The following is a 15,960-nucleotide window of genomic DNA, read 5'->3' as shown; positions in this document are numbered from 1 at the left end:
ACATGGCAGCTTTCAACACAGGCGTTGACTCCGGAATTCCCCTGCACCGGCTGGCGCAGGCACGCTCGGGCGACAAGAACGATGTCTGCGACATCACGGTCTTTCTTCCAACGGCCGAGCTGTACGCCGTCGTGGAACCCAGGCTCACGGTCGAGCGAGTCGCCGCTCACATGGCCCCACTGGCGTCAGGCAAGGTGGACCGCTACCTGCTCCCCAATGTCTGGGGGGTGAAGTTCGTTCTCCACGAGGCTCTCGGCGGTGGTGGTTCACGCAGCCTGCGGGGCGACAACCTCGGCAAGTCGATGGCCGCGGCCCTCCTGCTCATGCCGATCACCGGCGTACCAGACGATCTCGCACGGACCTCGCCGACTTACTACGGACCGAAGGAGACACGCCGATGACGACGCGTACGACCGTCCTTGCCGCGGGCCAGGCGTTCTACGGCGACAGCGCCCGCCCCGCCCGGCGTGCGCTGGAAACCACAGAGGTCGACTACATGGCCTTCGACGCACTTGCGGAGCTGACACTGGCCATCCTTGCGAAGGACCGTGCCAAGAACCCGGAACTTGGCTACGCCAAGGACCTGCCGGCCATGTTCGCCGACCTGCATCCCTTGGCCGCCGACCGAGGTGCGGCCTTGCTGTCAAATGGTGGTGGCCTCAACCCACTGGCAGCCGCGCGGGCGGTGGCCCGGGAATGCGCGAAGCGTGGCCACACCGGCGCGAAGGTGATGGCGGTCAGCGGCGACGACGTTCTGGAGCGCCTCGGCGATTGGCACGCCGACGGGGTCGATCTGCGTGACCTGGACACCGGTCACGCATTCGCCGACATGCCTACGAAGCCCCTGTTCGCCAACGTCTACCTTGGCGCCGACCCGCTGCTCCAGGCTCTGGCCGAGAACCCGGATGCCGTGGTGACCGGTCGGGTCACCGACACGGCCCTGTTTCTCGCTCCGCTCATCCACACCGGAGACGTGAACCCGGCGGTCTGCGACGACGTCGCCCGGGGGATCCTCGTGGGGCACCTGCTCGAATGCTGCGGCCAGGGCGCAGGTGGAAACTTCAGCGGTGACTGGTGGAACGTCGAGCGGTTGGAGGACATCGGTTACCCGGTGGCCGAAGTGACCGGCCGGGACGTCGTGATCACCAAACCCGAGGGCACCGGCGGCCGGATCAGCCGTGACACTCTCAAAGAGCAGCTGTACTACGAGATTCATGATCCAGCGCGTTACCTCACCCCGGACGTCACCGCGGATTTCTCCTCGGTGGAGCTGACCGATATCGGGCCAGATCGTGTCCAGGTAACCGGCGTCAAGGGTGCGCCGGCGCCGGAGACGCTGAAGCTCATCGCCGGGATCCCGGATGGTTACGTGGCGTCGATCTCGTTGCCCTTCTCCGCCCCATACGCTCTGGAGAAAGCAGCACGTGCGGCGGACATCGTCCGCAAGCAGCTGGAGATCGAGCAGATCCCGGTCACCGACCTGCACGTGGAGTACATCGGCGTCAACTCGCTTCTGGGCGGCGTCGCCGCCGTCCCAGCCGCGCGCGATATCAACGAGGTCGTCCTGCGGATCGCGGTGCACACCGAGACGGAGGCTCCAGCACGGGCGTTCGCCAAGCTGCTGCCTCCGCTGGCGATCAACTCCTACCCGTTCGTGGGCGGACTGCGCGGAGGTTCGGTTGTCAGCCAGGTGCTGCGCGAGTGGACCTCACTTGTGCCGCGCGAGTTGATGGACGATCTGGTCCGCGTCGAGGCGGTGACCTCCGATGAGTGACGGGCTTGTCGATGTCACGGTCGAAGGCAACGTTGCGAACGTGATGCTCCGGGACTCCGCGCGACGCAATCCGTTGAGCGACGCCATGATCGACGCGTTGACCACGGCACTGCGCACGAGTGAGGTGCATGCGGCATCGGTGGTGGTATTGCGCGGGGAAGGTGGCTTCTTCAGCGCCGGTGGCGATCTGGCGCAGTTCCACGCGAGTCTGACTACCGACGCCATGTCCGAATATGAGGCTACCGAGTCCTTCCGCGTCCTGTTCCAGGTACTGGAGAGCGTGCCCGGTCTCGTGCTGGCCGTAGTGGAGGGGAAGGCGCTCGGGGGCGGCTGCGGTCTGGCGGCCGCTTGCGATCTCGTGCTGGCACCCCACTCCGCCAAATTCGGCTGCCCTGAGATCAACATCGGTGCGTTTCCGATGGTGATCGTCCCACCACTCGTGCGCGCCATCGGCGCGCGGGCCACTCTCGCGCTCTCCGCCACCGGGACTCAGATCGACGCGACCGAGGCCAGAAGGCTCGGCCTGGTCACTGAAGTCTTCGTCGACGATGAATTCGAGGACGAGGTGGCCGAGTTCGTCAAAAGGATGGGTTCGCGCCCGCGCCACGCTCTCACCCTCGGCAAGGCCACCGTCCGCAGTGCGCAGACCTCCTCGTATGACGAGGGCCTGCTGATGGGAAGCGTCATGCGTGCGCTGGTGTTCGCCCAGCCGTCGTTCCACGACGGCGTGTCGGAATTCGTGGCGAGGACGCGATGAGTGAGCCTGGGTTGCCTCCCTTCGAATCGATCATCGCCGGGCTCACCGCACGCCCCTTGGCTCGGTGCGTTGTCGTAGCCCCGCACTCGGTGGAGGCCATTGCGGCAGTCGCCCAGGTCGTGGCCGAAGGTGCGGTACTAGATCTCACCGGTGACCGAGCCCGTATCAAGAACCTGCTAGCCGAGGCGGAAGTCGACGTGTCCGCTGTCCGGATCCATGACTCTGGAGATTCGGACACCGCGGTGGATCGCGCTGTGGATCTGATCCGCACGGGGGATGCGGAGTTCGTCGTCAAAGGATCAATTCCCACGGCGGACCTGCTCGGTGGCCTCCTTCGCCAACGCCTGCCCGGAAGGTCGGCGTGCGCGTCACACATATACGTCATGCAGCTGGAACAGTTTGGTGGCCGGACGGTTCTCCTGACCGACGCGGGGGTCAACATCGAGCCAGACCTCGCGACGAAGGCAGCGATCGTGGAGAACGCCCTCCAGTTGTACTCGGTCCTGTCGTCCGCGCGACCTCGACTGGCCGTCCTAAGCGCCATCGAGAAGGTGAGTACCCGCATCCCTGCAACCCTCGATGCGGCGGAACTACGTCTCATGGCCGAACGTGGGAAGCTCGGCGCGGTCGATGTCGACGGCCCTATGCCGCTGGACGCCGCGCTGTTCCCGGAATCGGCGGTGAACAAGAACCTCGCCGGCGAAGTTGCGGGACAGGCGGACATCCTGCTGGCACCTGACCTCAATTCCGGCAACCTCTTGGCGAAGGCGCTGGTCGGCCATCACGCCCCCGCTATGGGCGTCGTGCTCGGTGCAGGCGTGCCGGTCGCGCTGCCCAGCCGTGGCGACACGGTCGCCACCCGCCGCCACAGCTTCTACCTCGCCAGCCACCTGACACGGTCGGCCGCGACCAGCCCGAACGGATGTGACAGAGAATGAAGCACTGGAACGACTCACTCACCGACGACCAGAAGATGTTCCTGCGCACGGTCGCGGATGCCTGCTCTCACTTCGACGACGCCTACTGGAGCAGGCACGAGGAGGAGCACTGCTTTCCCGAGGAGTTCTTCAAGACGATGGCCGGAATGGGCATCGTCGGGATGCTGATTCCGGAGGAGTATGGCGGGGGCGGCGGTAGTCTGGAAGACGCCGCACTCGCGCTCCAAACCGTCGCCGCCAGCGGTGCCGGTCTCAACGGCTGCTCCGGGATACATCTGTCGATGTTCGGGTTCCACCCTCTCGTCATGCACGGAACTGAGGAACTGAAGCAGCGCTACCTACCCCAGGTCGCGGTGGGCGAAATCCACATCGCATTCGGCGTCACCGAGCCGAACGCGGGAATCGACACCGGACAGGTGTCCACCCGTGCAGTGCGCGACGGCAACGACTGGCGCATCACCGGCAGGAAGGTGTGGATGACCAAGGCTGGCTTTTCCGACGCCGCCCTGGTGCTCGCTCGCACCCGGCCTACCGAGGAGACGAAACGACCGATCGACGGACTGTCGCTGTTCGTCGTCGACCTCGACCGCGAGTACGTCGAGGCCTCCCCCATCAAGAAGATGGGCCGAAACGCGGTCGCCAGCTACGAGGTGGCCTTCGACGGGCTTCCCGTTCCCTCGAAGAACCTCGTCGGCGAGGAAGGACGTGGATTCCACGCCCTGCTGGACGGTCTCAACCCCGAACGCGTACTCGTCGCGGCCGAGGCGATCGGAATCGGTATTGCCGCGGTCGAGCGCGCCAGCCGCTATGCCGGCGAGCGCGTGACCTTCGGGCAGCCGATCGGTCAACGCCAGGGCATCGCGCACCCGCTGGCCGACGCCTACATGCAGCTCCTGGCTGCGAACCACGTCATGCTCGACGCCGCCCGCCGATACGACACCCGCCAACCGTGCGGGCTTCAGGCCAACACGGCCAAGTTCCTCGCCGGCCGGGCTGGCTTTTTCGCCGCCGACAGGGCAGTTCAGACACATGGCGGCTACGGCTACGCCAGCGAGTACACAGTGGAGCGTCTTTTTCGCGAAGTGCGCTTGACCCGGATCGCTCCCATTCCGGAGGAGATGATCCTCAACTTCGTGGCCGAGCAGGAACTGGGCCTGCCGCGGTCGTACTGACCCGCCGGAAGTGAGCTCGGTCGCCAAGAGTCGGCAAGGCCGGCTCATTTCTGTCCGAAATATCCGCGGAACCGTCCGTGAAGGAAGGAAAACGTGATGCAGCCGAAGGTCGACCCGAGCAACGTGGAAGAGGTGTTCGCCCACTGGCTCAAACGGTTCGGGGAATCCGTCGAAGACGGTGACCCAGCGGCCATCGCCGCCTTCATCGAGCCCGACGGTCACTGGAAAGACATCCTGGCGTTCACCTGGTCCTACAAAACCTTCACGGGACGGGACGAAATCGAGAAGGCTTTGAAGGCCACCCTGGACGACGTGAAGCCACGGAGTCTGCGTCTCTCGACTGACCGCGCCGCGCCCCGCCTCGTGCGCCGGTCCGCCCGGTCGGTCATCGAGGCCTACTTCGACTTCGATACCGAAATCGGGGCGGGAACCGGGTTCGTCAGGCTGGTCTACGATCCTGCGTCGCCGGGGAACCCGCTTGCGTGGATCCTGCTCACCACGCTGCAGCAAATCCACGGGTTCGACGAGAGGATCGGTGACCAGCGCCCGAGTGGGGTTGACTTCTCACATAGCTTTGCCAGCGAGAACTGGCTTGACGCACGGATCAAGGAACAACGTTTCGACGAACGTGACCCCGAGGTGTTGGTCGTCGGTGCCGGGCAGGCCGGACTCAGTGTGGCTGCACGGTTGAAGGCGATCGGTGTGGATGCCTTGCTGATCGAGCGCAATGAGAGAGTCGGCGACAACTGGCGGCAGCGTTACCACTCCCTGACCTTGCACAACGAGATATGGGCGAACAGCCTGCCCTACCTACCGTTCCCACCGACCTGGCCGACGTTCGTGCCGAAGGACAAACTAGCCGGTTGGCTCGAGTTCTATGCCGACGTTATGGAACTCAACGTCTGGACTGGCACCGAATTGCATGACGCCACTTACGACGAGCGGGCACGGACCTGGTCGGTGGCGGTAAGGCGAGCCGACGGCAGCACCCGAGAGCTCACAGTGCCCCATCTCGTGCTTGCGACCGGGGGCGTGAGCGGGGTGCCGAACATGCCTGCCATGAAAGGGCTGGAGAAGTTTCGCGGCGAGATCATCCACTCATCGGATTTCCGCAGTGGAACGGATTACGCCGGGCGGAAAGCGATCGTGTTCGGTACTGGCAATAGCGGGCACGACGTGGCGCAGGACCTCTATTCCAACGGCGCAGAGTCGGTGTCGATCGTCCAGCGCGGCTCCACCTGCGTGGTCAGCCTCGTGCCCAGCGGGACCTTGGTCTACTCGCTGTACTCGGAGGGGCCATCTGCCGAGGACATTGACCTCATCACAGCAGCCATCCCGTATCCGGTGCTCAAAGACACCTACCAGTGGCTAACCAAACGGACACGGGTCTTGGACCAGGAGCTACTCGACAAACTCGCCGCCGTCGGGTTCGAGACCGACTACGGCGAGGACAACACGGGCTTCCACATGAAGTACCTGCGCACAGGCGGCGGTTACTACATCAACGTTGGGTGTTCTGACCTTATCGCCGACCGAAAGATCAACCTCGTCCAGGCGCGTGACATCGCCACGTTCGACGAGACGGGATTGGTGCTGGCAGACGATCAGCGAATCGATGCCGATCTCGCCGTAATGGCAACCGGGTACCGCAACCTCCAGGAAGGAGTCCGGGGGTTGCTGGGCGACGAGATCGCCGACCGCGTCGGACCGATCTGGGGATTCGATGAGGACTACACGATGAGGAACATGTGGAAGCGCACGGCGCAACCGGGTCTGTGGTTCATGGGCGGCGCCCTGATGGACTGCCGCCTCCACTCGCGATTCCTCGCGCTTCAGATCAAGGCTGAACTCGAAGGAATCATGCCCAGCCGCTTGCCATTCGACGCCGCGCCCTGAGTCCGGATCGGTATGAAAGACATCCTTGGCAACACAGTTAATCGACTCGCTGACAAGGCGACACACATGTCTCGTGACAGGACAGTTTCCGCAAATTAGAGGAGAATTCTGATGGGACGGGTCGTCGGTCTGTGCCGCCTGGCGAACAAGCTGGGCCAGCACAACATCCGAGTCAACAATCTCCAGCCGACCGCCGTCAACACCAACATGATCCACCACGAGGGCGTCTACAAGCTGTTCTTCCCCGGAGAACCCAATCCCTCCCGGGAACAGTTCGCCCAGGCGTTCACCGCCCTCAACACGATGCCAGTCCCGTGGGTCGAGCCGGTGGACGTGTCCAATGCCCTCTTGTGGCTGGCTTCGGAAGAATCACGGTACGTTACCGGTGTCTCCCTGCCCGTGGATGCCGGGTTCCTGCAGAAGATCGGCGCTAGCTGATCTCGATTCCCGACGTTTTCTCCATCCTGAGCTAGGCTGGTCTGGGTGGCGCGATCTGCCGCAAAGGGCGAAGCTCGTTGTCCACCCAGATCAACCTCGGATCTCTGATGAGCTTCGGTGCTTTCGCCACCGACGACTGCGTTGTGCACCTTGACACTGCGATACCTGACGTAGCAGCGGTAGTCATTCCGTTGGCGTCGGATCCGTGCTCCGTTGCATCGACTGTCAGCCCCGCGGAAAGCGCTGCCGATACTGGCACATCTGCGCACCGATGAGGCTGGTGACCGGTGGCAAGCGGTTTCGCCATCAGCGTGGCCCGCGGTGTGTCGCTATGTCCACGACGCCGTAGAGCCGCGTGCGGATCAGGAACCGAGCCGGCGGGCGCTGCGCACTTCCCCACGCCTCCTCGCGCTCGAACTCGCCACAGAACGAGGAAGAAGGCTCACCGAACCAGTCCGCGTAGGACCATGTCGGCGAAGCCCTCGCCGATCTGGTCGGCGGAAACCGAGCCGCTGGGCTTGTACCAGTGGTGCGACCAGCTGATCATGCCGACCACGCCTTGGGCCGTGATCGTGACGGGCAGGGAGGAGGTAAAAAGCTTCTCATCGATGCCTTGCTGGATGACGTCCCGCACAGCCTGGAAATAGCGGCGACTCCAGTCGAGCATGCGGGCTTCCCATTCAGCGTCCGCGCCTGCCAGTCGCAACATGTCCTCTTGAAGATAGACGAACAGATGCGGATAGTTCGCGTCGTAGGAACGCATGAGCTCCACCAATATCGTGCGCAGCTTCGTCGCCGCGTCAGCCTCGCTGGAGCGCACCTCCTCGGCCATCTTGACGTTCGCCTGCACGGCATCCGCGATGACCATTTCGAACAGCTCGTGCTTGTTGCTCACGTAGTAGTAGAGTGTCGCACGGTCACTGCCGAACTCGGTCGCGACATCGTTGATGCTAGCGCCCTGGAAACCCTTGTCCCGGAAGACTTTGGCGGCAGCCTCGATCAAGCGGGCTCGGCGTTCGTCGTAGCCGTCTGACGGCGCCTTGCGCGCGTTTCTGCGCCGTGCCCCAATCCGGCTCGCCCGCCGCTCTGCCATTCTCAGCCTTCCTCTGGTCGTCTCGATGTGTCGTGGCCTACTGGGCGCTTACTGCAACAAACAGCCCTTCCGCATCCGCCAGGACTGTACCGTCGTGGGAGAGCTCGGCGGTTATGTACAGCTTGCGTCCTTCAGCACGATCTACCTTGGTCAGGATGTCGAGGTCCACGTCGAGCGGCACAAGACGGCGGTAGTTCACGTGCAGGAAAGCCGTTCGCGCGGGCTGACGTCCGTGGTTGGCAAACCGGCCGAGAACCTCATCGAAAAGCAGAGCGGTGACTCCGCCGTGCACAGCTCCACCATCTCCGAGGTGGATGCGCGTGAAAGTGACCTCCGCCGTCATTCGAACACTGGTCCAGGACGTCGTCCTGTAGGGCACCACGAGTGGATGCCCCCGACCCGGCAGATCCATTCGCGTACCCGCGATCTGACTTTCGTCCGATGTCGTGTACGAGTTGAGCCGTCCGGCGATCCGGGATACCTCGCCCGCGACTTCCGCCAAAACAGCCTCGGGTGCGTCCACTCCGGCGACGGCATCCAGGAGGCCTCTCGTCGCGGACAACAAGTGGGCGTAGCTGTCTCCACCACGGTGCAGGTCCAGCCCGGGTTTCCACCACGGGTGCGGCGGGATGTCGATGCTCACCACCCACACCACTCCTGTCGCGCTGCGCGCATCTCGTTCTCCATCCGATGTGGATCAGGATAAATGCTGCTCGATGGGCGTGTCAACGTCATAGTTGACAACTTTCCGGGCGGTTTCAACGAGGGTGTTGACAGGTGCGATGTAGCGCAAATAGCGTCGGCTCACCGACTGCGGGACGGCGGTCTGCCGGGTCCGAGCAACCCTCTCCGACGGAAAAGGTCGTAACGGCAATGACAATCAATGGTGACGTCTCAGCGTTGCTGCGGGCCGACATGGTGATCGGGGGCGAGCTCCGTTCCGCGAGCGCCGGGAGTTCGATCGACCACGTGAACCCCTCGACCGGAGCGCCTCAGGCTCCCGTCCCACTGGCCGGCGACTCGGATGTCGACGAAGCGGTGGCCGCAGCACGAAAGGCCTTCCACGCATGGCGTGCATGGACCCGGTTGAACGTCGGCGGGTGCTCACCCGCTTCGCGAATCTCCTCACCGAGCGCTCTGACGATTTGCACGCGGTGCCGGCGTTGGAGAGCGGGATTCCGATTTCGTACGCCGGAGTTCTCGTGCATAACTCGCTCAACTGGAAGGACTACGCCGCCAGCGCGGCCGACAAGCTCAGTGGCGAGGTCGTGCCCACCGAGCCTGGCGCAGCGTTCGACTACACGCTCGTCGAGCCCGTGGGTGTCGTCGGAGTCATCATCCCCTGGAACGGCCCAGTTGGATCACTGGGAATGTGCGCAGCTCCGCCGCTGGCCGCGGGATGCTGCGTCATCATCAAACCCTCGGAGCTCGCACCGTTCAGTGCGACCTTGTTCGCCCGGCTGGCCCTGGAGGCGGGTATCCCGCCCGGGGTGGTGTCGGTCGTGCAGGGTGCCAGCGACACTGGTGCTCTTGGTTGGCTGCTGGTCACGAACGGGCAGGCATGCACGTTGGCGTCGCGTTTCATCGTCCACCGCGACATCTACGACGAATACACCGAACGGCTGGCCGGCCTGATGAACGACCTCAAGGTCGGCGATGCAATGGACCGCTCGACGGGGATGGGCCCCGTCATCACGGAGGCTGCGGCGGATCGCATCATGGGAATGGTGGATCGAGCCAAGGGAGACGGAGCGACGCTGCTGGCCGGCGGCGTGCGCCTGGAGATGCCCGGATTCATGATCGCGCCGACCCTCTTCGGCGACGTCGACAACAGCAGTGAGCTCGGACAGGAAGAAGTCTTCGGCCCTGTGCTATCGGTGCTCCGGTTCGACCACGAGGACGAGGCCATCGCGCTGGCGAACAGCTCCCGGTACGGCCTCGCCGGCTACATCCACACCAACGATCTCAATCGGGCGTTCCGTGTGGCGAGCGCGATGGAAACCGGCAACATCTGGGTGAATGGCGGAGTGGCACCCGCCGCAGCCAACGCGCCTTTCGGTGGGTACAAGCAGAGCGGCCTCGGTCGCGTCGGCGGGATTTCAGGGATCCTCGAATACACCCGTACAAAGAACGTGCAAATCCGGTTCTGATGCTGGATCCCATCGGAAGCGGTTTCCGCTCGCGTGCGAGCGGAAACCCTTGATCTCACAATTCGCTCGTGCCATTCCTCCACCTCCACCGGAGCCATACTGAGTCGGAGCAGCTGTTCCGTCGCAACCCCTAGCATTAGCCACCGGAGGCATGATGACGGTTGACCTCACGCCCGCTCCCCCAGTGACCGACCTGGCCCAACGGACGGCCGAGTTCATTCGCGAATCCGTGATCCCTGTGGAGGAGCAATACCGAGGCGTCGTGCCATCGGACGATGTGCGGTCGCAGCTACAGCAGGCCGCGAAGCGCGCGGGGGTCTTCGCACCACATGTGTCGCCCGAATATGGAGGACACGGGTTGGACATGTGCGGCCGAGCCCAGGTGTTCGAACAAGCGGGTTACTCGCTGCTGGGCCCGCTCGCACTCAACATCGCGGCACCCGATGAGGGCAACATGCACATGTTGGAGGCCATCGCCACCGACGAGCAGAAGCAGCAGTATCTGCGGCCGCTGGCGGCGGGCGATGTTCGCTCGGCCTTCGCGATGACCGAGCCCGCGCCGGGGGCGGGCTCGGATCCCAGTGCGCTGACCACCCGCGCCGAACGAGTGCACGGAGGTTGGCGCATCGACGGCCGGAAGTGGTTCATCACCGGAGCAGATGGGGCCGCGTTCACGATCTGCATGGCCAGAACATCGGGCGCCCCGGGCGATTCTGGTGGTGCGACCATGTTCCTCGTCGACAACGACAACCCGGGCCTGAAGACGATCCGGCACATCGAAACCCTCGACGAAAGCCTCTACGGCGGGCACATCGAGCTCGTCTTCGACAACTGCGTAGTGCCGGACGACGCCGTGCTGGGCCAGGTCGACGAAGGCTTCCGCTACGCGCAGGTGCGACTGGGGCCCGCACGAATGACGCACTGCATGCGCTGGCTCGGAATCGCCCGCCGGGCACAAGATCTAGCCACGGCCAGGGCAGCAGAACGGCACCTGTTCGGGTCACGTCTGGGCGACCTCGGCATGGTGCAGCAGATGATCGCCGACAACGAGATCGACATCGCCGCTTCCCGCGGTCTGATCCTCCGAGCGAGCTGGGAGCTCGACCAGGGTCACCGCGCATCACAAGCGACGTCGATCGCCAAGACGTTCTGCGCGGAGGCCATCTGGCGGTGCGTCGACCGCGCGGTTCAGGTCTGCGGCTCACTCGGCATCTCAGGCGACATCCTGCTCGGCAGATTCCTGCGTGAAGTCAGGCCCTTCCGCATCTACGACGGCCCTTCCGAAACCCATCGCTGGTCGATCGCGAAACGAGCGCTCCGCCAGCACGAGCAACGGTGAGACGATGACAGACTCCACACTCGACGGTCTTGACCTCCCGGCGCTGCGGCAGTTCTTCGCGAAGGAGATTCCCGACTTCAGCGGGACACTGACGGCCACACTCCTACAAGGAGGACGCTCCAACCTGACCTTCCTTCTCGACGACGGCCGCCATCGCTGGGTGCTGCGCCGCCCGCCCTTGGGTAGCCTCACCCCGTCTGCCCACGACATGGCTCGCGAATACCGGGTCGTCGCAGCACTGGCCGCCAGCGATGTACCGGTCGCGAACACGGTTGCCTTCGGCGGCGAAGACGTTCTCGGGGTCCGCTTCTCCGTGGTCGAATATGTCGAGGGCACGGTCATCAGAACAGAAGACCAGCTCCGGACACTATCCAATCAAGACACCACTCGTTGCGCCCTCGCCCTCGTCGACGTCCTGGCACGCCTGCACGCCGTTGACCCGGCAGAGGTCGGGCTAAGCGACTTCGGACGCCCGAGCGGTTATCTCCAACGCCAGGTCCACCGCTGGTACGACCAGTGGCTCCGGGTACGCACCCGGCAGTTGCCGGACGTCGACAGCCTGCACGCCAAACTCGCCGCGACATGCCCGCCCGAGGGCGACACATCGATCGTGCACGGGGACTACCGCATCGACAACGTCATCCTCGCACCCGATGACCCGGGCACGGCACTGGCCATCGTCGACTGGGAAATGGCGACACTGGGCGATCCACTGGCCGACCTCGGACTGCACCTGGTGTACTCGGATCCGGCCTTCGCTCCAGTCCTTGCCGGATCAGCAGCATCGACCAGCCCCCGCCTCCCACCGGCCGAAGACCTGGCGGAGCGCTACGCGGCGACCAGCCGCCGCGACCTCAGCAAGCTCGACTTCTACGTCAGCCTCGGGTACTTCAAGATCGCCGTCATCGCCGAGGGAATCCACGCCCGATACCGCCAGGGACTCACCCGAGGTGCCGGGTTCGAGTCCGTTGGCCAAGCTGTTCCACCTCTCGCCGCCGCAGGACTACGCGCGGCGGCAACGCTCTAAGGACAGACATGACCAACGTCCTCAACCGGTTCCGGCTGGACGGCAAAGTCGCCGTCGTCACCGGGGCGAGCTCCGGGCTGGGCGCGGGGTTCGCCCTGGCACTCGGCGAGGCCGGAGCCGACGTGGTCCTTGCCGCCAGACGCACCGACCGCCTGAAACAAGTAGCACAGCAGATACGACAGCAAGGCAAACGCACGCTGATCAAGGCTGTGGACGTCGCCGATCCTGACGCGTGCGAGGCCCTTGCCGATGAGGCGGTGACCCACTTCGGGCGCTTGGACATCCTGGTCAACAACGCCGGTATAGGTACCGCCGTACCCGCAACGAGGGAGACACCGGACCAATTTCGCCAGGTCATCGACGTCAACCTCAACGGCGCCTACTGGGCCGCGCAGGCCTGCGGAAGGCGCATGAAATCCGGCTCCAGCATCATCAACATCAGCAGCGTGCTGGCACTGATCAAGTCCTACGCTCCCCAAGCGGCCTACGCCGCCAGCAAAGCAGGCATCATCGGCCTCACCCGTGACCTCGCGCAGCAATGGTCCGGCCGACGCGGCATCCGGGTCAACGCCATAGCACCCGGCTATTTCGCCAGCGAGATGACAGCAACCATCCCCGACGACACGCTCCTGCCCTTCATCCGCACGCACAGCCCGCTCGGCCGGCTCGGACTGCAACACGAACTCGATGCCGCTGTCGTATTTCTTGCCAGCGACGCCTCGTCCTACATCACCGGCACCACCCTCGCCGTCGACGGCGGCATGTCCGGGCACTGAGAAAATGAGCCGCAGGATGCGGCCCCACGGTGAGGGCGCGTCCTCTGGCTCCTTCTGGGTAGTGCGTCAGGCTGCGGAGGTCTCCGGGCGCAGCACGTATCGATGGGCATCGTGTTGCCGGGGGCGTCGAGACCGAGGATCTTGATTCCCCAGGGTCGTCGTGCAACTGGGTGTCGCACACCGTCGCGTCCGGCGTCGACAGCGGTCGCTGCTCTGCCTTGCCCGGCTGCGGCCTGTTGTACAGGGTTGGGGAATGTCTCGAACAACCCGCACGGCGCGTTGGGCAGCCGGAGGCGTGCACGAGCTCAGCACGCTCATCCCACCGAAGGGCGACAGCGCCTGACACCACGGCGGCGATCAGCCGCAGGTCGCGAGCATTTCTTGCAGCGCCTTCTGCTCCGGCTCGGTGATGGTCAGGTCGTAGGAGTGCTTGACCGTGATCCAGCTCGTCGCGTAGCTGCACCAGTTGGCGCGCTCGGGCTTCCACTGGGACGGGTCCTGGTCGCCCTTGCTGCGGTTGGAGCTCGCGTCGACGGCCACCAGCTGGGGCAGCTGCATGTCGTTGGCGAACTGCTCGCGGCGCTGGTCGTCCCATTTGTTCGCGCCGCTGCGCCAGGCGTTGGCCAGCGGCACCATGTGGTCGATGTCGATCGCCGACGGGTCGGTCAGCTGCTGGCCGTTGTAGGCGCTGGTCCACGTCCCCGACGTGGGCTCGCAAGCGTTGTTGGAGCGGACGTTCTGACCGTCCCGCGCCAGCACCGCCTCGCGGGTGTTGCAGTTCTTCCCGGCTTCCGGTTTCGTGATCCAGTGCTTGAACCGCTCCCGAACCGCTCCCGCGAGTAGCCGTCCATCGAACCCGCCGGGGCGACGCGGAGTTCGGCGAGCTGCTCGGCGGCGGGGCCGGTGGCGGATCCGGTGGCACCGCCCTGCGGGTCTAAGAAGCCGGACTCGAAAACCACCCACATCAGGCCCAGCAGCGCGGCCGCCACGACCGACGCCCAGACGGACTTCTTGGCAGCCATGCGTCTCTCCTGTTCGGGCGGCGGTGTCACCCGCCATTCGATCACCCAGCGCGCTCGCGGTTCACTCCGCCGGGTGGGTAATGTGTCCTGGCACACCGACGTTCAGCCGCTCGCCCCGGTTCGCGGGATGTAGCGGGGGATGTAGCGCACCAGCAGGCCCGCCCCCAGCAGGCCGAGCACTCCCATGCCCGCTCCGGCGAAACCGACGCCGACCAGCGCGGTCAGCCCGGACACGGTGACCGGCCCGACCGCTTGCCCGAAGTCCGCGGTGAACCGCCAGGCGCCGAGGAACGGTGCCGGACCGGGCTGCGGCGCCAGGTCCGCGCCGAGGGTCATCAGGATTCCGCTGCTGGTGCCGTTGGCCAGCGCCAGGAACACCGCGACGATCGCGAAGGTCGGCTCGTCGACCACCGCGAACAGCGCCAGGTGCCCGACCGCCAGTCCGGTCATGGCCGGCACGGCCGCCCAGATCCGGCCGAAGCGGTCCATGATCTGGCCGGATGCGTAGGAGAGCGCGAAGTCGATCCCGCCAGCGATACCGATGACGACCGCGGTCGTCGAGGGCGGCAGCCCGGTGGCGACCGCGACCATCGGCAGCACCACCATCCGGGGACGCCCGCAGTCCGCCGATCAGCGCGGCGCAGGTTCCCATCCGCACCAGCACGCCGCGGTGGTGCACCAGCGTTCCCACCAGTCCTTGGGGCTCGGGGATGACGGCCGGGTTCTCTGCGGTGCCGAGGTCTTCGGTGCACAGCAGCAGGATCACTGCGGCCAGGGCGAACGCGACGTGCAGCAGGAAGACCGCCCGCTTGTCGGGGGTCGCCACCAGCACCAGCACCGCCAGGAACGGGCCGATGAAGTAGCCCGCGCGGAACAGCCCGCCGAGCACGCTCAACGCCCTGGCCCGGTAGCGCAGCGGCACCGTCGTGGTGATGAACGCGTGCCTGGCGAGCGCGAAAACCGCCGTCGACAGGCCGACGAGGAACACGCTCGCGCCCAGCATCCACGGGCTCGTCGAGAAGTAGCAGCCGAGCAGGCCGAGAACCGACACGATCGCGGCGCCGATCATCGCCGTCCGCTCGCCGAGGCGGTGCACGAGCGCACCGCTGGGCACGTCGCCGACGAGCTCCCCTACCATGATCATGGCGCCGATCAAGCCCATCGTCCCCAGGCCAGCGCCCTTTTCCGCGGCGATGAGCGGGATCATCGGGATGATGGCACCCTCGCCGGTCGCGAACAGCAGGGTCGGTCCGAACGCCGCGAGCGCAACTTTCCTCAGCTCGAACGAGCGCTCACCCATCGTCCACCAATCTCCGAGTGAAGGGCACCTGCTGCCAACTTACTTGGCTGCAGGCGTCCTCCACGTGGCCGATCAGATGGCGAGGACGCGTTGTCCGCCACTCAGGCGGCGTAGCGTACGGCCGACTGGGCCTGCTCCCAGACGCTGTACATGTCCGCGCAGCCGTGCTTGACCGGCTGGTACCAGCCGATGGCGCGGCCGAACTGCACCCGGACCTTGGCGTACTCCACGGTCATCTCCCGTGCGTTCCATCCCGCCGAGCTGCTCGGCGGCGAACG

Annotated in this window: 16 protein-coding genes and 2 pseudogenes; 12 read left to right on the top strand and 6 right to left on the bottom strand. The window is 65.2% G+C overall.

The annotated features are described in order from the left end of the window. Positions 1 to 2 precede the first annotated feature (2 nt). The 7 genes from SSPN_RS0104995 (at position 3) to SSPN_RS0104965 (ending at position 6,975) form a co-directional block, all read left to right on the top strand. Positions 3 to 401, top strand: coding sequence for an AtuA-related protein (locus SSPN_RS0104995; protein ID WP_010692694.1), 399 nt, complete (start codon positions 3 to 5; stop codon positions 399 to 401). Further along, on the top strand, positions 398 to 1,774 hold the full coding sequence (locus SSPN_RS0104990; RefSeq protein ID WP_010692693.1) for an acyclic terpene utilization AtuA family protein: 1,377 nt from the start codon (positions 398 to 400) through the stop codon (positions 1,772 to 1,774). Before SSPN_RS0104995 ends, SSPN_RS0104990 begins: the two co-directional genes overlap by 4 nt. Continuing rightward, positions 1,767 to 2,531 carry an enoyl-CoA hydratase/isomerase family protein gene (locus SSPN_RS0104985; RefSeq protein WP_010692692.1) on the top strand — a complete coding sequence of 255 codons (765 nt, stop codon included), beginning with the start codon at positions 1,767 to 1,769 and terminating at the stop codon, positions 2,529 to 2,531. The genes SSPN_RS0104990 and SSPN_RS0104985 overlap by 8 nt, the downstream gene beginning before the upstream one ends. Then, complete coding sequence (locus tag SSPN_RS0104980) at positions 2,528 to 3,469, top strand: phosphate acyltransferase (RefSeq protein WP_044572579.1); 942 nt, start codon at positions 2,528 to 2,530, stop codon at positions 3,467 to 3,469. Before SSPN_RS0104985 ends, SSPN_RS0104980 begins: the two co-directional genes overlap by 4 nt. Further along, positions 3,466 to 4,641 (top strand): acyl-CoA dehydrogenase family protein, encoded by a 1,176-nt coding sequence (locus SSPN_RS0104975; RefSeq protein ID WP_010692690.1) that lies wholly within the window; start codon positions 3,466 to 3,468, stop codon positions 4,639 to 4,641. The genes SSPN_RS0104980 and SSPN_RS0104975 overlap by 4 nt, the downstream gene beginning before the upstream one ends. 96 nt (positions 4,642 to 4,737) lie before the next feature. Next, positions 4,738 to 6,537, top strand: coding sequence for a flavin-containing monooxygenase (locus SSPN_RS0104970; protein WP_044572578.1), 1,800 nt, complete (start codon positions 4,738 to 4,740; stop codon positions 6,535 to 6,537). Between the two features lie 111 nt (positions 6,538 to 6,648). Then, complete coding sequence (locus tag SSPN_RS0104965; RefSeq protein WP_010692688.1) at positions 6,649 to 6,975, top strand: SDR family oxidoreductase; 327 nt, start codon at positions 6,649 to 6,651, stop codon at positions 6,973 to 6,975. Between the two features lie 442 nt (positions 6,976 to 7,417). On the opposite strand, the gene SSPN_RS0104960 is transcribed toward SSPN_RS0104965, so the two are convergent. Further along, positions 7,418 to 8,068 (bottom strand): TetR/AcrR family transcriptional regulator, encoded by a 651-nt coding sequence (locus SSPN_RS0104960; protein ID WP_010692687.1) that lies wholly within the window; start codon positions 8,066 to 8,068, stop codon positions 7,418 to 7,420. Between the two features lie 37 nt (positions 8,069 to 8,105). Continuing rightward, positions 8,106 to 8,711 (bottom strand): PaaI family thioesterase, encoded by a 606-nt coding sequence (locus SSPN_RS57515; RefSeq protein ID WP_187764613.1) that lies wholly within the window; start codon positions 8,709 to 8,711, stop codon positions 8,106 to 8,108. 230 nt (positions 8,712 to 8,941) lie between these two features. Here SSPN_RS57515 and SSPN_RS61465 point away from each other — a divergent pair. From SSPN_RS61465 to SSPN_RS0104935, 5 genes and pseudogenes are all read left to right on the top strand, one after another. Next, positions 8,942 to 9,534, top strand: a pseudogene (locus tag SSPN_RS61465) (aldehyde dehydrogenase family protein); the annotation flags it as partial. A gap of 24 nt (positions 9,535 to 9,558) precedes the next feature. Further along, complete coding sequence (locus tag SSPN_RS61460) at positions 9,559 to 10,218, top strand: aldehyde dehydrogenase family protein (RefSeq protein ID WP_272941748.1); 660 nt, start codon at positions 9,559 to 9,561, stop codon at positions 10,216 to 10,218. Between the two features lie 151 nt (positions 10,219 to 10,369). Continuing rightward, complete coding sequence (locus tag SSPN_RS0104945; protein WP_249028315.1) at positions 10,370 to 11,557, top strand: acyl-CoA dehydrogenase family protein; 1,188 nt, start codon at positions 10,370 to 10,372, stop codon at positions 11,555 to 11,557. 4 nt (positions 11,558 to 11,561) lie between these two features. Further along, on the top strand, positions 11,562 to 12,584 hold the full coding sequence (locus SSPN_RS0104940) for a phosphotransferase family protein (protein ID WP_010692683.1): 1,023 nt from the start codon (positions 11,562 to 11,564) through the stop codon (positions 12,582 to 12,584). Between the two features lie 8 nt (positions 12,585 to 12,592). Then, complete coding sequence (locus tag SSPN_RS0104935) at positions 12,593 to 13,360, top strand: SDR family NAD(P)-dependent oxidoreductase (protein ID WP_010692682.1); 768 nt, start codon at positions 12,593 to 12,595, stop codon at positions 13,358 to 13,360. A gap of 357 nt (positions 13,361 to 13,717) precedes the next feature. On the opposite strand, the gene SSPN_RS42495 is transcribed toward SSPN_RS0104935, so the two are convergent. The 4 genes and pseudogenes from SSPN_RS42495 to SSPN_RS59285 form a co-directional block, all read right to left on the bottom strand. Then, positions 13,718 to 14,119 (bottom strand): HNH endonuclease family protein, encoded by a 402-nt coding sequence (locus tag SSPN_RS42495; RefSeq protein WP_010692681.1) that lies wholly within the window; start codon positions 14,117 to 14,119, stop codon positions 13,718 to 13,720. 365 nt (positions 14,120 to 14,484) lie between these two features. Further along, positions 14,485 to 14,973: an MFS transporter gene (locus tag SSPN_RS59295; RefSeq protein WP_237710455.1), complete on the bottom strand. Its 489-nt coding sequence runs from the start codon at positions 14,971 to 14,973 to the stop codon at positions 14,485 to 14,487. Positions 14,974 to 15,127: 154 nt separating this feature from the next. Then, positions 15,128 to 15,589: pseudogene (locus SSPN_RS62470) on the bottom strand (MFS transporter); the annotation flags it as partial. Positions 15,590 to 15,783: 194 nt separating this feature from the next. Next, positions 15,784 to 15,918 (bottom strand): acyl-CoA dehydrogenase family protein, encoded by a 135-nt coding sequence (locus SSPN_RS59285; RefSeq protein ID WP_010692678.1) that lies wholly within the window; start codon positions 15,916 to 15,918, stop codon positions 15,784 to 15,786. Positions 15,919 to 15,960: the final 42 nt, after the last annotated feature.

Origin of the sequence: Saccharopolyspora spinosa NRRL 18395, from assembly GCF_000194155.1 — a bacterium.
Lineage (GTDB): Bacteria > Actinomycetota > Actinomycetes > Mycobacteriales > Pseudonocardiaceae > Saccharopolyspora > Saccharopolyspora spinosa.
The sequence above is the reverse complement of the archived record's forward strand: the minus strand, read 5'-3'. Positions and strand labels throughout refer to the sequence as shown.

What these genes read in the sequence shown, in the direction of transcription:
- SSPN_RS0104995 (WP_010692694.1), top strand. Translation starts at nt 3, where the DNA reads ATGGCAGCTTTCAACACAGGCGTTGACTCCGGAATTCCCCTGCACCGG.
- SSPN_RS0104990 (WP_010692693.1), top strand. Translation starts at nt 398, where the DNA reads ATGACGACGCGTACGACCGTCCTTGCCGCGGGCCAGGCGTTCTACGGC.
- SSPN_RS0104985 (WP_010692692.1), top strand. Translation starts at nt 1,767, where the DNA reads ATGAGTGACGGGCTTGTCGATGTCACGGTCGAAGGCAACGTTGCGAAC.
- SSPN_RS0104980 (WP_044572579.1), top strand. Translation starts at nt 2,528, where the DNA reads ATGAGTGAGCCTGGGTTGCCTCCCTTCGAATCGATCATCGCCGGGCTC.
- SSPN_RS0104975 (WP_010692690.1), top strand. Translation starts at nt 3,466, where the DNA reads ATGAAGCACTGGAACGACTCACTCACCGACGACCAGAAGATGTTCCTG.
- SSPN_RS0104970 (WP_044572578.1), top strand. Translation starts at nt 4,738, where the DNA reads ATGCAGCCGAAGGTCGACCCGAGCAACGTGGAAGAGGTGTTCGCCCAC.
- SSPN_RS0104965 (WP_010692688.1), top strand. Translation starts at nt 6,649, where the DNA reads ATGGGACGGGTCGTCGGTCTGTGCCGCCTGGCGAACAAGCTGGGCCAG.
- SSPN_RS0104960 (WP_010692687.1), bottom strand. Translation starts at nt 8,068, where the DNA reads ATGGCAGAGCGGCGGGCGAGCCGGATTGGGGCACGGCGCAGAAACGCG.
- SSPN_RS0104945 (WP_249028315.1), top strand. Translation starts at nt 10,370, where the DNA reads ATGATGACGGTTGACCTCACGCCCGCTCCCCCAGTGACCGACCTGGCC.
- SSPN_RS0104940 (WP_010692683.1), top strand. Translation starts at nt 11,562, where the DNA reads ATGACAGACTCCACACTCGACGGTCTTGACCTCCCGGCGCTGCGGCAG.
- SSPN_RS0104935 (WP_010692682.1), top strand. Translation starts at nt 12,593, where the DNA reads ATGACCAACGTCCTCAACCGGTTCCGGCTGGACGGCAAAGTCGCCGTC.
- SSPN_RS59295 (WP_237710455.1), bottom strand. Translation starts at nt 14,973, where the DNA reads ATGGTCGCGGTCGCCACCGGGCTGCCGCCCTCGACGACCGCGGTCGTC.
- SSPN_RS59285 (WP_010692678.1), bottom strand. Translation starts at nt 15,918, where the DNA reads ATGACCGTGGAGTACGCCAAGGTCCGGGTGCAGTTCGGCCGCGCCATC.